At 62.4% G+C, this 15,387-nt stretch carries 12 protein-coding genes; 10 read left to right on the top strand and 2 right to left on the bottom strand.

All coding sequences use genetic code 11. From position 1 onward, the window contains the following. The first annotated feature begins 94 nt into the window (after positions 1-94). Both cobF and CJF39_RS16645 read left to right on the top strand, forming a co-directional pair. On the top strand, positions 95-859 hold the full coding sequence (gene cobF, locus CJF39_RS16650; RefSeq protein WP_094994411.1) for a precorrin-6A synthase (deacetylating): 765 nt from the start codon (positions 95-97) through the stop codon (positions 857-859). A 100-nt stretch (positions 860-959) separates the two neighbouring features. After that, positions 960-2,957: an acyltransferase family protein gene (locus CJF39_RS16645; protein WP_094994410.1), complete on the top strand. Its 1,998-nt coding sequence runs from the start codon at positions 960-962 to the stop codon at positions 2,955-2,957. On the opposite strand, the gene CJF39_RS16640 is transcribed toward CJF39_RS16645, so the two are convergent. Next, positions 2,949-4,241, bottom strand: a complete 1,293-nt coding sequence (locus tag CJF39_RS16640) for a glycosyltransferase (RefSeq protein ID WP_094994409.1) — start codon at positions 4,239-4,241, stop codon at positions 2,949-2,951. The genes CJF39_RS16645 and CJF39_RS16640 overlap by 9 nt on opposite strands. A 163-nt stretch (positions 4,242-4,404) precedes the next feature. On the opposite strand from CJF39_RS16640, the gene CJF39_RS16635 reads away from it, so the two are divergent. From CJF39_RS16635 to CJF39_RS16610, 6 genes are all read left to right on the top strand, one after another. Next, on the top strand, positions 4,405-5,592 hold the full coding sequence (locus tag CJF39_RS16635; protein ID WP_094994408.1) for an acyl-CoA dehydrogenase family protein: 1,188 nt from the start codon (positions 4,405-4,407) through the stop codon (positions 5,590-5,592). Positions 5,593-5,705: 113 nt separating this feature from the next. After that, positions 5,706-7,451, top strand: a complete 1,746-nt coding sequence (locus tag CJF39_RS16630) for an FAD-binding protein (protein WP_094994407.1) — start codon at positions 5,706-5,708, stop codon at positions 7,449-7,451. Further along, complete coding sequence (locus tag CJF39_RS16625; protein WP_094994406.1) at positions 7,448-9,145, top strand: FAD-binding protein; 1,698 nt, start codon at positions 7,448-7,450, stop codon at positions 9,143-9,145. The genes CJF39_RS16630 and CJF39_RS16625 overlap by 4 nt, the downstream gene beginning before the upstream one ends. 11 nt (positions 9,146-9,156) lie before the next feature. Further along, entirely contained in the window at positions 9,157-9,918 is a 762-nt protein-coding gene (locus CJF39_RS16620; RefSeq protein WP_094994405.1) for an SDR family oxidoreductase, read from the top strand. Between the two features lies 1 nt (position 9,919). Continuing rightward, positions 9,920-10,951, top strand: a complete 1,032-nt coding sequence (locus CJF39_RS16615) for a ferredoxin--NADP reductase (protein ID WP_094994404.1) — start codon at positions 9,920-9,922, stop codon at positions 10,949-10,951. Positions 10,952-10,970: 19 nt separating this feature from the next. Continuing rightward, entirely contained in the window at positions 10,971-12,578 is a 1,608-nt protein-coding gene (locus tag CJF39_RS16610; protein ID WP_094994403.1) for a FadD3 family acyl-CoA ligase, read from the top strand. A gap of 53 nt (positions 12,579-12,631) precedes the next feature. Here CJF39_RS16610 and CJF39_RS16605 read toward each other — a convergent pair whose 3' ends face one another. Further along, complete coding sequence (locus tag CJF39_RS16605) at positions 12,632-13,417, bottom strand: enoyl-CoA hydratase (protein WP_094994402.1); 786 nt, start codon at positions 13,415-13,417, stop codon at positions 12,632-12,634. A gap of 143 nt (positions 13,418-13,560) precedes the next feature. Here CJF39_RS16605 and CJF39_RS16600 point away from each other — a divergent pair, with 143 nt between their 5' ends. Both CJF39_RS16600 and CJF39_RS16595 read left to right on the top strand, forming a co-directional pair. Beyond that, positions 13,561-14,346 (top strand): SDR family oxidoreductase, encoded by a 786-nt coding sequence (locus CJF39_RS16600; RefSeq protein WP_094994401.1) that lies wholly within the window; start codon positions 13,561-13,563, stop codon positions 14,344-14,346. Between the two features lie 54 nt (positions 14,347-14,400). Continuing rightward, positions 14,401-15,378, top strand: coding sequence for a bifunctional MaoC family dehydratase N-terminal/OB-fold nucleic acid binding domain-containing protein (locus tag CJF39_RS16595; protein ID WP_094994400.1), 978 nt, complete (start codon positions 14,401-14,403; stop codon positions 15,376-15,378). Positions 15,379-15,387 lie beyond the last annotated feature (9 nt).

Here is a 15,387-nt window from a genome sequence, read left to right as displayed (position 1 = left end):
GCGGGTCAGTCCGACACACAGGGCTGATTCGCGGTGCGTTCACCGGCACGGCGCTCTATAGTCAGCGGCACGACTTTGGTGGAGCCTTCTGTGCATGAAAACCCTTCTGCTGATTGGCATGGGCGCTGGCAATCCTGAGCACATCACGGTGCAGGCGATCCATGCGCTGAATCGGGCGACCGTCTTTTTTGTACTGGATAAAGGGTCCATCACCCAGGATCTGGTACGCCTGCGGCTGGAGATCTGCCAGCGATACATCCGCGAACCTGCGTACCGCGTGGTGCAAGTCAGTGACCCCAAGCGCGACAGCACAACCCCTCGCTACACCGATGGCGTGGAGCAATGGCACGCGCAACGTGCCGAGGTTGTTGCCCGACTGATTGAACACGAATTGCAGGACGGGGAATGCGGGGCCTTTTTGTTATGGGGAGAGCCGGCGCTGTACGACAGCACCTTACGCATGCTGGATCGGGTCCGTGACCAGGGGCTGACCGGGTTCGACTATGAGGTGATTCCCGGCATCAGCAGTGTGCAGGCCCTGGTGGCGCGGCACCGCATTGCCCTTAACGGTATTGGGCAGCCAATCCGGATCACCACCGGGCGACAACTCAGCGCAGCAGACCTGGACAACGTGGTGGTCATGCTCGACGCCCATTGTGCGTTCGAAGCGTTCGTGGACCAGGATGTCGACATCTATTGGGGCGCTTACATTGGCACCGCAGATGAAATCCTCATCGCAGGCGAACTGTCCGACGTGTGCGCGCAGATCAAGCAGGTCAGGGCACAGGCCAGGCTGCGCAAAGGCTGGATCATGGACACCTACCTGTTACGACGGCGCAGACGGGGGGCGGAAAACTAGGCCAAGGTACTACGTCGAAACAAGATGGGGACTACTGCTCAATACGTAACGCAAGGTTACTGTCCTTACCGGTCAACAGTCCGTGCGAGCAGGTTCCCCGATGCCTCACCATTCTTACGCGCACATCCACGGCATAGATGGCCTGCGGGCCATTGCCGTACTGGCGGTGATCATTTTCCACAGCGATTACCTGAATGTCCTGCCCGGCGGTTTTGTTGGGGTGGACATGTTCTTTGTCATCTCGGGGTATGTCATCAGCCAATCCCTGAGTGAACGGCCGTCATCCGGGTTGTTGACGTATCTGGCCGACTTTTATCGACGCCGCTGTCTGCGCATCCTGCCCGCGTTGCTGTGCGTGCTGCTGGTCAGCTTTATGCTGTCTGCGATGTTCATGCCGCAGTTTTGGCTCAGCGATCACATCAATCGCACAGGGCTTGCGGCATTTTTCGGGCTGAGCAATGCCGTGCTGGCACTGCACACAGACACTTACTTTTCCCCCGGCAGCAACCTCAACCCGTTTCTTCACACGTGGTCACTGGGGGTCGAAGAACAGTTCTACCTGCTGTTCCCCGGGTTGTTTTGGCTGTGGCTGCGTTACCGCACACAATCATGGCTCGCACGGGCGCTGCTGCCCGTACTGGCCGCCGTGTCGCTGCTGGTGTGCGCCTTGCAGACCAGCAATGCGCCGTTGTCAGCGTTTTACCTCTTGCCCGGCCGCTTTTGGGAACTGGCCGCCGGCGCCATGCTGTATCAGGCCATTGGCGCTAAGCGAGGCGTGTTGACCTCTGTGCCTCTGGGCACTATTACGTTGTTGGCCGGGGCAGCCTTGCTCATCGGCAGTTTCGGCTTGGCCCGGCCCAGTCAGTTTCCGTTCCCGTGGGCGGTGGTCACGGTATCGGGCACGCTGTTGCTGCTGACGGCGATCATCCTGCCAGCGCCACACTGCGCGATGCCGTTGCAGCGTGTGTTGCAAGGTCGCGCGCTGACGTACATCGGTCGTTTGTCCTACTCCCTTTACCTGTGGCACTGGCCGGTGCGGGTGTTTTTCCAATGGACGACCGGGCTGGAACTGTTATGGGTTCAATGCCTGTACCCCGTACTGGTCTTCGCACTGGCCGCTGCGTCGTATCACTGGCTCGAAAGGCCGGTGCGTGCCAGCCCCTTACGGCAGCTACGCGCCCCCGGCCTGACGCTTGCCGTGAGCGGTGCGGCAGTCGGGCTTTTGGCGCTCACGTGCGTGGCGATGACCCGTCAAACAGAACACCTGTCCTTGAGCCAGACCCGCGACACGTACACCTGGTATGCCTACCGGCATTGGCCCGCAGAGCCGCTGCCCGCCCTTGACGAGCCGCGTTTGCAGGGGCGACGGCTGTTCGTGCTGGGCGACTCGCACGCTGCCGCCTATCGCACCCTGTTCACCCTGATCGCCCTGCAAATGGGCATCAAGGTGATTGAGTATGAGCGGGGAGGCTGCGGGGTGGTGACCCTGATTGCCGCCGACCCGCCCGGATGCGCTGCCCGGCGTGAGGCGGATTTCAAGGATCTGGAGGCCCGCGCCCGGCCTGGGGACATCGTGTTTCTGCCGTCCCTGCGCATGCCGGAGCTTCAGGGGCTTGAATGGTCAAAAGGGGAAACCCCCGTGGTCGATGACTTGCTTGCAGGGATTGAGCACGAGCAGGCGGCCGCGTATGCATCGGCGCTGGCAACCCTTAACCGTTTGCAAGCAGCCGGGCTGCAGGTGTTGATCGAGGCCCCCAAACCATTATTCAAGGCACCGCCAAGCCGCTGTTCCGACTGGTTCAATCACATGAACCCGGTGTGTGCCCCCGGCCTGACGGTGTTTCGCAGCACCTTGCAACGCTTGCGTGCCCCGCAACTGGCGTTGCTCGAGCGTTTACAACAGCAGCAGCCCGCGCTGGCAGTGTGGGACCCGTTCCCGGTGTTGTGCCCGACCGCCCTCTGTTCGGCCTATGACAGGAAAAACGGCAAACCGTTGTTCTTTGATTCCAACCACCTCAGCGGCCACGGCAATCGCATCCTAGCGCCCTCATTCAGCGCCGCGCTGCAAACCTTGTGGGGCATCAAGCCGTTAAAGTGAACGGTTTTTGGCCTCGATCCATTGCGCCATGTACTGCGTACTTTTGTGATGATGGTGGCGCAACATGGCCCCGGTGAAGTTATTGCGACGGTGACGTGGCAGGTCTGCGCGGCAGGCTTCAATCCGTTGCACCAGTGCCGGACCATGAACGTTTTGCTGGTAACGTTCGGCAAGCAGTGTCCGCCCGTGCTGTTGAGCCTGATGCCATGCCGAAGGGGTGCGATACAGCTCCACCGCAGCGGCGGCTATCGCAGAAGCCGACGTCGCGATGGCTCCGGCCCATGGCAGGTCACCGTGCATCCCTTCGGCGCCGATTGGCGTGGTGACGTTAGGCGTGCCGCACAGCATGGCATCGGCAATCTTGCCCTTGATGCCCGCACCAAAGCGCAACGGCGCCAGACACACCCGCGCCTGGCTCATCACGGCCAGCGCGTCCTCGGCCCAGTTCAGCACATGAAAACCCTGGGCCGGGTTATGCAAGGCAGTGGCCTTGGGCGGGGTGTAGGCACCATAAATGTGCAACTGGGCATCGGGCAGTTGCTGACGAATCAAGGGCCACAGCGTGGTCTTCATCCACAGCACCGCGTCCCAGTTTGGCGCGTGGCGAAAGTTGCCAATGCTCAAGAAGTGCTGACGTTGCTCGTAGGGCACACAGGTGTCGGGTACGCCATCCACCATCAACGGGCACAGGTGCAGCAACGCAGTGGGGACGTGAAATTGCTCCACCAGCAAGTCGATCTCGAACTCGGAAATCATCAGGTTCAGGTCGCTGCGGTAAATCGCGGCCAGTTCGCGCTGCGCCAAGTCCGTTTCAGCCATTTGTTCGAAGATCTCGTCGGTGGCCGGGGCGAACAACGCACTGAAATCGTCCAGGTCGCCACTGTGCTTGAGGCGTGCCTTGAGCTGCTGATGACGAGCATCGCGCAGGCTCTGCAGATCAGAGGTTTCCAGCACCCGCAGGGCGTCGGGGCAGTGTTTTTCGACCCGCCAGCCGAATTGCTCTTCCATCATGAAACGGTCAAACAGCACGATGTCCGGCGCCAACGCGCAGATGAAGGCATCGAAGCTGCTGTTGTTGAGCTCGATGCTGACCTCATCGATGCCCAAGGCCGCCAGGTCTGCCTTGTGCTCGCCCACACCGGCCGGGCTGCTGAAGGTAATGTGCCAGCCTTGCTGCAAAAAGCTCTCGATGATTTGCATCATGTGCCCACCCGCCGCTGAGGAGCGCGGCTCTGGCCACACGTAACCGATGATCAGGACGCGGGTGGGGGCAGTCGACGGCATGGGGCTGTTCCTTGAAACACGGAGGCTGAAAAAAGGCGGCAATTAAAACACAACAGGGTTGGGGCTAGTCCGCTTTGACGATGATGCCGGGCGTTACAGATCGGATTATTCGTCACAGACCGCCCGCGCATCCGCGCAGCGAGAGACTGACGGAGAACCAAAGATGGACCCGACCCGAGTGAAAAGTCCGATAGAGCTTGAGCTGCTGGAACGCGCACGCACCCTGATCCCGGCTTTGCAAAGCCGTTCGGCCCAAGCCGACAAAGACTGCAAGTTGCCGGATGCCACGGTGCGCGACTTGCAGGAAACCGGTTTGCTGCGCGCCCTGCAGCCCAAGGCGTGGGGTGGTCACGAAGTGGACATTCGCACGTTCTTTGAAATCCAGATGACCCTGGCCGAAGGCTGCATGTCCACGGCCTGGGTGTTTGGCGTGATGGGCGTCCACCCATGGCAACTGGCCCGCTACCCGGAACAGGCCCAGCGCGATGTGTGGGGCGAAGACAGCTCGGCGCTGGTGGCCTCCACCTACATGCCAGTGGCCAAAGTGACGCCGGTCAAGGGCGGGTATCAGGTCAGCGGCCGTTGGGGGTTTTCCAGTGGCAGCCAGCACGCGCAGTGGTGTTTCCTCGGCGGCATCGTGCCGCAAGACGAGACGGGCCCCACCGAGCATGGGACCTTTCTGATTCCGGCCAGCGATTACCGCATTGAACAGAATTGGGACGTGCTGGGCCTGCGCGGCAGCGGCAGCCACGACATCGTGGTTGAAGACGTCTTCGTACCCGCCCACCGCGTACAGCGCACCAATAACTACAGCGTCGAAGCGACCCCCGGGCGACGGATCAACACCAACCCGATGTATTCGATCCCGTTCGCCCAAGTGTTTGCCCGGGCGGTCTCGACCTCGGCCATTGGCGCGCTACAAGGTGCAATCAACGCGTTCCGCGACAACGCCGCCGGGCACATCGGCAAGCATGGCGCCAAAACCGCTGAAGACCCTGCGGCGCAAGCTGCCGTGGCTGAAGCGATTATCACCGTGGACGCCCTGAAACTGGTGTTGGCGCGCAATTACGGGCACCTGCTGGCCCTGGCCGAAGCGGGCGAGTACCCGGATGTCGAAACGCGCTTGCTGTACCGCTATCAGTCGTCCCACGTGACCAACGTGTGTGCCGACCGGGCCAGCGACCTGCTGCGGTGCATGGCGGCGTCAGGCCTGTACAGCGGCAATCCGGTGGCGCGCTATTTCCGCGACCTGCATCAAGCGCGCGGGCATATCGCCAACAACGAGGCGGCTTACCGCCGCAGTTACGGGCTGGTGCAACTGGGCCTGCCTAACGCCGACCCATTTGTGTAAACGGCTCCACACGCGTTGAACGCACCGCGCCCGTCACTGCCCGTGCCTGCACACGGCAGCGGCGGGCGTGACGTCAGCATGAATTTCAGACCTCAGCGGATGGCACAACAACAATGACGGCTCAAGTTCAGTCTCAGTCCAGCTATGACGTGATCGTGGTCGGCTCCGGTGCCGGCGCCATGACCTCGGCCCTGTTCGCCGCCGATCAGGGCCTTTCGGTGCTGATTGTCGAAAAAAGTGACAAATATGGCGGAACTTCAGCGATATCCGGCGGCGGCATCTGGATCCCCAATAACCACTACTTCAAAGCCAAAGGCGGGCATGACAGCCCTGAGTTGTCGATGCAATACCTCAAGGCCGCCACCGGCGAACACGGCGATGAAGCGCGCCTGCGCGCCTATCTGGACAATGCCGCGCCGATGATTAAGCAACTGACGCATAACAGCCGCGTGCGTTATGCCGTGGCGGAAAAATACCCCGATTATTACCCGCACTTGCCCGGCGCCTTGCCCGGCGGGCGGACGCTGGACCCGGAGCTGTTCGACACCAGCCTGCTGGGTGAAGAGCTGGCGAACCTGCGCAAACCGTCACCGTCCACCTTGCTGATGGGGCGCATCGCGTGGACCGCACGTGACGCGCACGTCGCCATGGCCCGCAGTTTTGGCTGGCAATGGCTGATCTTCAAATTGATGGCGCGCTACAAACTGGACTTCAAATGGCGCCGTAAAAGCAAATTCGACCGCCGCGCTGCGCTGGGCAGCTCGCTGGTCGCCTCGCTGCGCCGCTCGCTGATGGACCGCAACGTGCCGCTGTGGCTCAACACTGATTTTGAAGAGCTGGTGGTCGAGGATCAGCGGGTCACCGGCATTAAAGTCCGTAGCGCTGGCAACCTGCTGACGCTCAAGGCGCGGCGCGGCGTGATTTTTGGCTCTGGCGGCTTTGAACAGAACCAGGCCCTGCGTGAAAAATTCCTGCCGCAACCTACCCGCGCGTCCTGGAGCGCGACGCCGCCGGGCAATAACACCGGGGCGGGGTTGCAAGCAGGCCTCAATGCTGGGGCTGCCACGGCGTTGATGGACTGGGCCTGGTGGGCGCCCACGATTGCCGTGCCCGGCGAAGAAAAACCCCGCGGCGTGTTTGCCGAGCGGGCATTTCCGGGCGCCATCGTGGTTAACAGCCTCGGCCATCGTTTTGTCAATGAAGCGGCGCCGTACCTGGAGTTTGTTGACGCCATGTACAAAGACAATCTCAAGACCGGAGGGCGCTCGGTGCCTGCGTGGGTCATTTTTGACGGGCACTTCCGTTTTCATTATGCGATGGGGCCGTTAATGCCCGCCCAAGTCATGCCGGACAGCCGCTTGCGTAAAGAGTGGCTCAACACCGTGTACTGGAAAGCCGACAGCCTGGAGGCGTTGGCTGCGCAAATCGGCGTCGATGCCCACGGCTTGGGCGACACGGTGCAAAAGGTCAATGAGTACGCCCAAACCGGCGAGGATCTCGACTTCGACCGGGGCGGCAATGTCTTTGACCGCTATTACGGCGACAGCAATCTCAAACCCAACCCGTGCCTGGCGCCGATCCGCAAAGGCCCGTTTTACGCCATGCGCCTGGATGCCGGAGACATCGGTACAAAGGGCGGCTTGCTGACCAATCAACACGCCCAGGTGGTGCGTGAAGACGGCCAGCCGATTGCGGGGTTGTACGCCATTGGCAACTGCTCGGCGTCAGTGATGGGCACCAGCTACCCCGGCGCCGGTGGCACCCTTGGCCCGGCCATGACCTTCGGCTACATTGCCGCCAACCACATTGCCCGCCATGCGCCCGTGGCGTCCGCGCCCAAGGCCGAGGCGGCAGTATGAACCGCCCGGCAGCGCACACCAGCAACACCGACATCCTCGCGCCATTGCGAGTGTGTGACGTGGCCGATCAGGCTTGGCACGACAGTTGTGACGTGCTGGTGATCGGCTGGGGCGCCGCGGGCGCCTGTGCCGCGCTGGAAGCCCGTGCCCACGGCGCCAGCGTGATCGTTGCAGACCGCTTTACTGGCGGCGGGGCCAGCGCCAAGAGCGGTGGTGTGGTCTACGCAGGGGGCGGCACCCGGCAACAACGGGCAGCCGGTTTTGATGACAGCCCACAGGCGATGTTCGATTACCTCAAACACGAAACCGCTGGCGTTATCAGCGACGACACCTTGCGTCAATTCTGCGCGGACAGCGTCAGCAACCTGAACTGGCTCGAAAGCCACGGCGCGAGTTACGCCCACAGCGTGCCCCCGGGCGGCAAGACGTCCTACCCGTCCGATGGCTACTTTCTGTATTACTCCGGCAACGAACTGGTGCCGTCCCACAGCGGCACGCACGCGCCGGCGCCACGGGGCCATCGCACGGTTGGCAAAGGCCAGTGCGGCGCCGTGTTATATGGCCATTTGCAAGCTGCCTGCCTGCGTGCCGGGGTGCAGCCGTTGCTGCAATCGGCTGCGCGTCGGTTAGTGGTGGATGAGACGGGCCGGGTCGTCGGTGCTGAGCTGTGGCAGATGCCTGCCGGATCGCGCGAGGCGCAGCAGCATGCACGGTTGGCGGCACGGGCCGAGCGCCTGCAGAACTTTGCGCCGGGCTACTGCGACCGTTTGCGCCACACCGTCAGCCAGCTGGAGCGCGAGCATGCCCGACCTGTGCTGATACGGGCGCGCCAAGGCGTGATCCTGAGCACGGGCGGCTTTATCTTCAATCGCGACCTGATCCGCGAACATGCCCCCAAATTTCGCCGCAACTTCAAGGTCGGCGCTACCGGCTGCGATGGCAGCGGCCTGCGCCTGGGGCAATCGGTGGGCGCACAAGGTGATCGCCTGAGCCGGGTGTCGGCATGGCGCTTTATCAACCCGCCGTTTTGCTGGCCTAAAGGGATTGTGGTCAACACCGAAGGCCGACGTTTTTGCAACGAAGAAGTGTATGGCGCCACCCTCGGCCAGCCGCTGTGTGAAGAGCAGGGCGGCAAGGCCTGGCTGGTGCTGGATGCGCGCTTGCGCAAGCAGGCGATTCGTCAGGCGCTGTTCGACGGCTATTGGTGGTTTCAGGCATTGCCAGCCTTGGCATTGATGCTGTTCAAGGTGCGCAAAGGCCGCGATGCGTCGCAGCTGGCCAGCGCTTGCGGCATGCACGGCGAAACCCTTGAGGCTGCGTTGCAAGCCTATAACGCAGGCGCACGTGGCACGGCGCCCGATGCGTTTGGCAAGTCGCCGGGCAGCCGCCAGGTGTTGGATCAGGGCCCGTTCTACGCCTGTGACATCAGTGTCAGCAACCCGGTGTTTCCATTGGGGGCGCTGACCTTGGGCGGCCTCAAGGTCGACGAACATAACGGCGCGGTACTGGATGGCAACGGCCAACCGATTGCCGGGTTGTACAGTGCCGGGCGAACCGCCATCGGCATCGCCTCGCATTTGTACATCAGCGGCCTTTCGCTGGCCGACTGCGTGTTTTCCGGGCGCCGTGCAGGCAAGGCTGTTGCTACTGACAGCCAGCCCGCTCGGGCCCAACTGGCGGCTGAAACCCTGTGAAGGAGCACCCTATGAGCGCACGCGTAGCAGGCAAAGTGGCGTTGATTACCGGTGGGGCCAGCGGTGTGGGACGCGCCAGCGCCCGGCTGTTGGCCCGAGAGGGGGCGCAGGTTGTGATCAGCGACATTGACGTCGCGGCCGGGCAGGCACTGGCGCAGGCAATCGGTCCCGCCGCCCTGTTCCTGGCGCATGATGCGGCCAGCGAGGCGGACTGGGCGCGGGTCATTGACGTGATTCGCACCACCTACGGACGCTTGGATATTGTGTTCAACAACGCGGGCATTCTGCTGCACGGTGACATTGAACACACCGACTACCGGGACTGGCAGCGCGTGCAACGGGTCAACAGCGACAGTGTTTTTCTGGGCTGCCGGGCGGCACTGGGGTTGATGAAAGAGGGCGAGGGCGGCTCGATCATTAACATGTCGTCGATTGCCGGACTCGCCGGACGCGACGACTACACCGCCTACAGTGCTTCCAAAGGGGCCGTTGCCGCCCTGACCCGTACCGTGGCGGTGCTCTGCCGTCGGCGCAAATACCGCATCCGCTGCAATTCATTGCACCCGGACGGGATTCTTACCCCAATGACAACCGGCACGTTCCCGGCCGGACTGGACCCCGCCAGCCTGACCATCGAGAGTGACCCGATGCACCGGATGTGCCTGCCTGAAGACGTGGCCAACAGCGTGTTGTTTCTGGCCAGCGATGAGTCGCGCGCGATCAATGGTATAGAGCTGCGCATCGACAGCGGCCAGTTTGTGATGAGTATTTAAAATGAATACACCTGCCTACCATTCGCTGCGCATCGCGCAAATCATCCCTGAAACCGCTGATTCGCGCTCACTGGTGTTCGACATTCCGCCTGCGTTGCGCGAGCAGTTCACCTACAAGCCCGGTCAATTCCTGACCCTGCGCGTGCCGTTCGAAGGTGCATGGCTACCGCGCTGTTATTCGTTGTCCAGCACACCGCTGCACGATGAGCCACTGCGGGTGACCATCAAGCAAGTGCGTGACGGCCGCGCCTCTAACTGGCTGTGTCAGCAACTGCGCGAGGGCGATCAACTGGACGTGCTGGCGCCGGCGGGGGCGTTCGTGCCACGTCACTTTGACGATGACTTTGTACTGTTTGGCGGCGGCAGCGGGGTGACGCCAGTGCTGTCGATCCTGCGCTCTGCGCTGATTGCCGGCAGCGGGCGGGTTTTGCTGATCTACGCCAATCGCGATGAAGCCTCGGTGATCTTCGCCGCCGAGCTGAAGGCCCTGGCCAGCGCCTACCCCCAGCGGCTGCAAGTGATTCACTGGCTGGATTCGGTACAGGGCATTCCGGCGGTGGCGCAATTGGCAGAAATCGCCCGCCCGTGGGCCCATGCCCAAGCCTTTATCTGCGGCCCGGGGCCGTTCATGGACGCCGCCGTCAGCGCCCTGCAAGGGCTGGGCATGCCACACGGGCGTATTCACGTGGAGCGCTTTGTTTCACTGCCCGAAGAAGGCAGTGTGCCAGAGCTGCCCGCGGTGAACCCCGATGGCGTCAGCAGCCAACTGTCGGTACGCCTCGACGGCGAAGAATTCGAAGTCCCGTGCGCCGAGGGTGAAACCCTGCTCAATGCCATGCAACGCGCCGGGCTGAGTCCGCCCAGTTCGTGTCTGGTGGGGTCGTGTGCCACCTGCATGTGCACGGTCGAACGCGGTGCGGTAGAGATGCTGCGCAACGATGCCCTCGATCAGCAGGAGCTCAGTGAAGGCTGGGTACTGGCCTGCCAGTCCATCCCCCGCAGTGAACAGTTACGCGTGTGTTTCCCCGAATAATTCGCCAGACGAGTGACCGATGAATTCCACCCTTGACGTCCTGCGTGACGACACCTTGAGCCTGCCAAGCTCCATTCCTCACTTGTTGCAGCAAGCGGCGCAACAGCATGCCGGGCGCACGGCCATTGAAGCGCATGGGCAGCGCACTGACTATCGAGACTTGCCCCGACTCGCCCTCGCGGTGACCCGCAGCCTGATGGCGCTGGGGATCGAGAAGGGCGATCGGGTGGCAATCTGGGCGCCCAATGGCCGCGACTGGATCATTGCCGCGCTGGGGATTCATTGCGCCGGGGCAGTCATGGTACCCATCAACACCCGGATGAAAGGCAGTGAAGCAGCTGACATCCTGCAACGCAGCGGCAGCCGTGTGCTGTTTGTGCAGCCGCATTTCCTTGGCACCAATTACTTGGCGTTGCTGGCCCCTTGTCGCCCCGCCAGCCTTGAACACATGGTGCTGCTGGAAGAAGGGCAGGTCGCCAGCGCCCTCGACCTGGATTGGGATGAGTTCCTGGCCTTGGGCACCACGGTCAGCGAACATTCTGCGCAGGCGCGTTCGGACAGTGTCCAGGCCAACGATTTGAGCGATCTGCTCTTTACCTCCGGCACTACGGGCAAGCCCAAGGGCGTGATGAGCGCCCACGGGCAAAACCTGCGCGCCTTCAGCGAGTACGTGAAGGTGATTGGCTTGCAGGCGGGCGACCGGTATCTGGTCATCAACCCGTTTTTCCATGCCTTTGGCTACAAGGCGGGGTGGCTGACCTGCTTGTTGGCCGGGGCGACCATCTTGCCGCACGCGGTATTTGATGCCGAGGCGGTGTTTCAACGCATCGCCGCAGAACGTATTAACGTGCTGCCGGGGCCGCCTACCTTGTACCTGTCGATGCTGGCCCACCCGAAACTGGCCGAGACGGACTTGTCGAGCTTGCGGATTGCTGTCACCGGCGCAGCAACGATTCCGCCCATCCTGATTGAGCGCATGCGCCGTGAGCTGGGGTTCGCCGTGGTGACCACCGCATATGGCCTGACCGAATGCGGTGGGCTGGCGACCATCTGCGTCCCGCACGATGCGGCCGAGACCATCGCTGGCACCAGCGGCCGGGCGATTCCCGGCACAGAAGTGAGCATTCGCGACCCGCACAACCGCCCCCTTGCAGCAGGCAACACCGGCGAGATCTGCCTGCGCGGCTTTCATGTCATGCAAGGCTATTTCGAAGACCCGGTTGCCACTGCGCAAACCATTGACAGCGAAGGCTGGCTGCACACCGGCGACATTGGCGTGCTGGACGCTGCGGGAAACCTGCGCATCACCGATCGCCTGAAAGACATGTTCATCGTCGGCGGCTTCAACTGCTACCCGGCCGAAATCGAGGCCGGGCTGATGGAGCACCCGGCTGTCGCGCAGGTGGCGGTCATCGGTATTGCCGATGAGCGCATGGGGGAGGTGGGTTGCGCCTGTGTTGTGCTGCGCCACGGCCAGTCACTGGATCAAGCCCAGTTGATTGAATGGGCGCGTGAACACATGGCCAATTACAAAGTGCCCCGGCAGGTGCGGTTCTTTGAGGCGTTGCCGGTCAATGCGTCGAACAAAGTGGCGAAGAATGAATTGCGCGCAAAGGTGAACGCCTGACCCACACAATAACGGGCCCGCGCCAGCCTTGAGATGCTGACGCGGCCCCGGGTTTACTTACCTTCAAACCGTGGCGTGCGTTTCTCGATGAACGCCTGCATGCCTTCCTTCTGGTCCCGTGACGCAAACAGCAACGCATTGGCTTTGCGCTCCAGCGCCAAGCCGGCCTCCAGCGGTGCGTCCATCCCGGCCAGGATCACTTCTTTGATTTGCTCGGCCGCCAACGGCGGCATCGCCGCAATCTGTCTGGCAATGTCCAGTGCCTGGGCTTGCACCTGGTCATCGTCCACCAGGTCGCTGACCAGCCCGGCCGTCCAGGCTTCTTCTGCGCTGATGGGTTGACCGGTCAAGGCCATGCGCATGGCTTTGACCTTGCCCACGGCCCGTACTAGCCGCTGCGTGCCGCCGATCCCCGGCATGATGCCGATGCGGATTTCCGGCTGGCAAAATTTGGCCCCGCGCCCGGCGACGATGATGTCGGCCAGCATCGCCAGCTCACAACCGCCGCCATAGGCGTAGCCGCACACTGCAGCGATCACCGGCTTCGGGCACTGCTGAATCGGCGCCCAGACCCGTTCGGTGTGGCGCTGATAAATGTCGATCGGGCCAACCCCGGCCATGCTGTTGATGTCGCCGCCCGCCGCAAACACCTTCTCGCCACCGGTGAGCAGGATGCAGCGCACCTCGGCATTTTCTGCAAGTTCCACGAAATAGCGTGACAACAAAGCCTGTAATTCAAGGCTCAGGGCATTGGTGGCCTGGGGCCGATTGAGTCGCAACAGGGCGACGCCCGGGCTCGGGAATTCGAGCAAAACCGGGTCGGTGGAAGGGGCTGACATGGCGTTCCTCATGAGCGATGGCTGGCAGTGCCGCGTGCGCTGAAGTGTTGCGTTGGCGTGGCGCGGCTTCATCGTCCATTCAGACGACGAGCACCCGCGAATAAGCCCCTAGAGTGGCTCCATCAGAAGAAAAGGAGCGCCTCATGGGCCAACATTCAGGACTCGATTACACCGACAAGGTGGTGCTGATTACCGGCGGAACCAAAGGCATCGGCGCAGGCATTGCGTGCAGTTTTTTGCAGGCCGGAGCGCGCGTCATTGTGTGTGGCCGTACGGCGCCCGAAGCACTGCCACAGGCCGGTTCGGCGCAGGCGATCTTCATGGCCTGCGATGTGCGTGACCTGGATTCGCTCAAGGCCCTGTTCGACGGCATCCGTGCCGATTTCGGGCGTCTGGATGTGCTGATCAACAACGCCGGTGGCAGCCCTGCCGCCGACGCGGCCAGTGTTTCGCCCCGTTTTCATGAAGGCATTATCCGCCTCAACCTGATCGCTCCCCTGAATGTGGCGCAGCAGGCCAATGCGCTGATGCAGCAACAGGCAGACGGCGGCTGCATTGTGTTTATCGGCAGCATCAGCGCGTTGCGTGCCTCGCCGGGTACGGCGGCTTATGGCGCAGCCAAGGCCGGTGTGTTGGCGCTGGTGCAATCGCTGGCGGTGGAATGGGCGCCCAAGGTGCGCGTGGTGGCGGTCAGCCCCGGTTTGGTGTGCACCGAACAGTCGCATTTGCATTACGGCGATGAACAGGGTGTCGCCGCCGTCAGCGCCGGGATACCGGCCGGGCGCATGGCGCTGCCTGAAGACATTGGTAACGCCTGCCTGTTTATCGCATCGCCCATGGCGGGGTATGCCAGCGGTTGCAACCTGTTGCTGCACGGCGGCGGCGAACGCCCGGCTTTTCTGGGTGCCGCGCAGAACGCCGGGCATTGATCGACCCTCTGCGGCAACCCGCAAGTTGCCGCGCTCATCCTGCAGGAGACGAACTTGGCTGATTCTCAATTGCTAACCGACGTGCGCGCCCTGGTGGGGCGTGAATATGGTCGCGTGTACGCCTGGGACGATGTCAACGCCCCGATGATTCGCCAATGGTGCGAAATCATGGGTGTCGATAACCCGCTGTACACCGATCCCGCCTTTGCTGCCAACAGTGAGCAGGACGGACTGGTGGCGCCGCCTTCGATGTTGCAGGTGTGGTGCATGGAAGGCTTTCACGCCAACCATTACCCGCCTGGCTCAACCACCGAAAACCCTTACGAAGTGCTCAAACTGATCGAGTCCTACGGTTACCCGTCAGTGGTGGCGGTGAACTCGGAGTTGACCTTCAACCGCAACCTGCGTCCCGGCGAAAAGCTCTACTACACCACGCGCCTGGATTCAGTGGGCGACGAGAAAACCACGGGGTTAGGCACCGGGTTTTTCGTCACGTTGGTGATGCAGTATTTCGTCGTGCATAAAAGCGGCGACGAAGCTGTCGGGGAACTGTTGTTCCGCGTCTTCAAGTTCCGCCCGGCGCACCCGCCAGCCGCGCCCCAGGCCCCGGCCGATGTGAGCGCTGCGCCCGTGGTCAAACGCCCGAAACCGGGAATGAGCGACGACACGCGGTTTTTCTGGGAGGGCTGCGAAGCAGGCAAGCTGTTGATCCAGCGCTGTACCCAGTGCCAGACCCTGCGGCATCCGCCAGCGCCGGTGTGCATCGAATGCCATTCCTTTGACTGGGACAGCGTCGAAGCCAGTGGCCGTGGGCATCTGTACTCCTTCGTGATCATGCATTACCCCGAAGTCGCGCCGTTCGATCACCCCAACCCCATTGGTCTGATTGAGCTGCAGGAGGGCGTTCGGCTGGTAGCAGGGCTGACCGGGGTCACGCGTGATGCCTTGCGTATCGGGCAACCGGTGCAATTGGAGTTCCAAACCTTTGACGGTGAGTTGACCTTGCCGCTGTTCCGGCCTGTGGCCGAGTAAGGGGGGGGC

The organism is Pseudomonas lundensis, assembly GCF_002269125.1.
GTDB classification, from domain to species: domain Bacteria; phylum Pseudomonadota; class Gammaproteobacteria; order Pseudomonadales; family Pseudomonadaceae; genus Aquipseudomonas; species Aquipseudomonas lundensis_A.
This window is presented reverse-complemented; position numbering and strand designations above follow the sequence as displayed.

What these genes read in the sequence shown, in the direction of transcription:
- CJF39_RS16645 (WP_094994410.1), top strand. Translation starts at nt 960, where the DNA reads ATGCCTCACCATTCTTACGCGCACATCCACGGCATAGATGGCCTGCGG.
- CJF39_RS16630 (WP_094994407.1), top strand. Translation starts at nt 5,706, where the DNA reads ATGACGGCTCAAGTTCAGTCTCAGTCCAGCTATGACGTGATCGTGGTC.
- CJF39_RS16600 (WP_094994401.1), top strand. Translation starts at nt 13,561, where the DNA reads ATGGGCCAACATTCAGGACTCGATTACACCGACAAGGTGGTGCTGATT.
- CJF39_RS16635 (WP_094994408.1), top strand. Translation starts at nt 4,405, where the DNA reads ATGGACCCGACCCGAGTGAAAAGTCCGATAGAGCTTGAGCTGCTGGAA.
- CJF39_RS16625 (WP_094994406.1), top strand. Translation starts at nt 7,448, where the DNA reads ATGAACCGCCCGGCAGCGCACACCAGCAACACCGACATCCTCGCGCCA.
- CJF39_RS16640 (WP_094994409.1), bottom strand. Translation starts at nt 4,241, where the DNA reads ATGCCGTCGACTGCCCCCACCCGCGTCCTGATCATCGGTTACGTGTGG.
- CJF39_RS16615 (WP_094994404.1), top strand. Translation starts at nt 9,920, where the DNA reads ATGAATACACCTGCCTACCATTCGCTGCGCATCGCGCAAATCATCCCT.
- CJF39_RS16605 (WP_094994402.1), bottom strand. Translation starts at nt 13,417, where the DNA reads ATGTCAGCCCCTTCCACCGACCCGGTTTTGCTCGAATTCCCGAGCCCG.
- CJF39_RS16620 (WP_094994405.1), top strand. Translation starts at nt 9,157, where the DNA reads ATGAGCGCACGCGTAGCAGGCAAAGTGGCGTTGATTACCGGTGGGGCC.
- CJF39_RS16610 (WP_094994403.1), top strand. Translation starts at nt 10,971, where the DNA reads ATGAATTCCACCCTTGACGTCCTGCGTGACGACACCTTGAGCCTGCCA.
- cobF (WP_094994411.1), top strand. Translation starts at nt 95, where the DNA reads ATGAAAACCCTTCTGCTGATTGGCATGGGCGCTGGCAATCCTGAGCAC.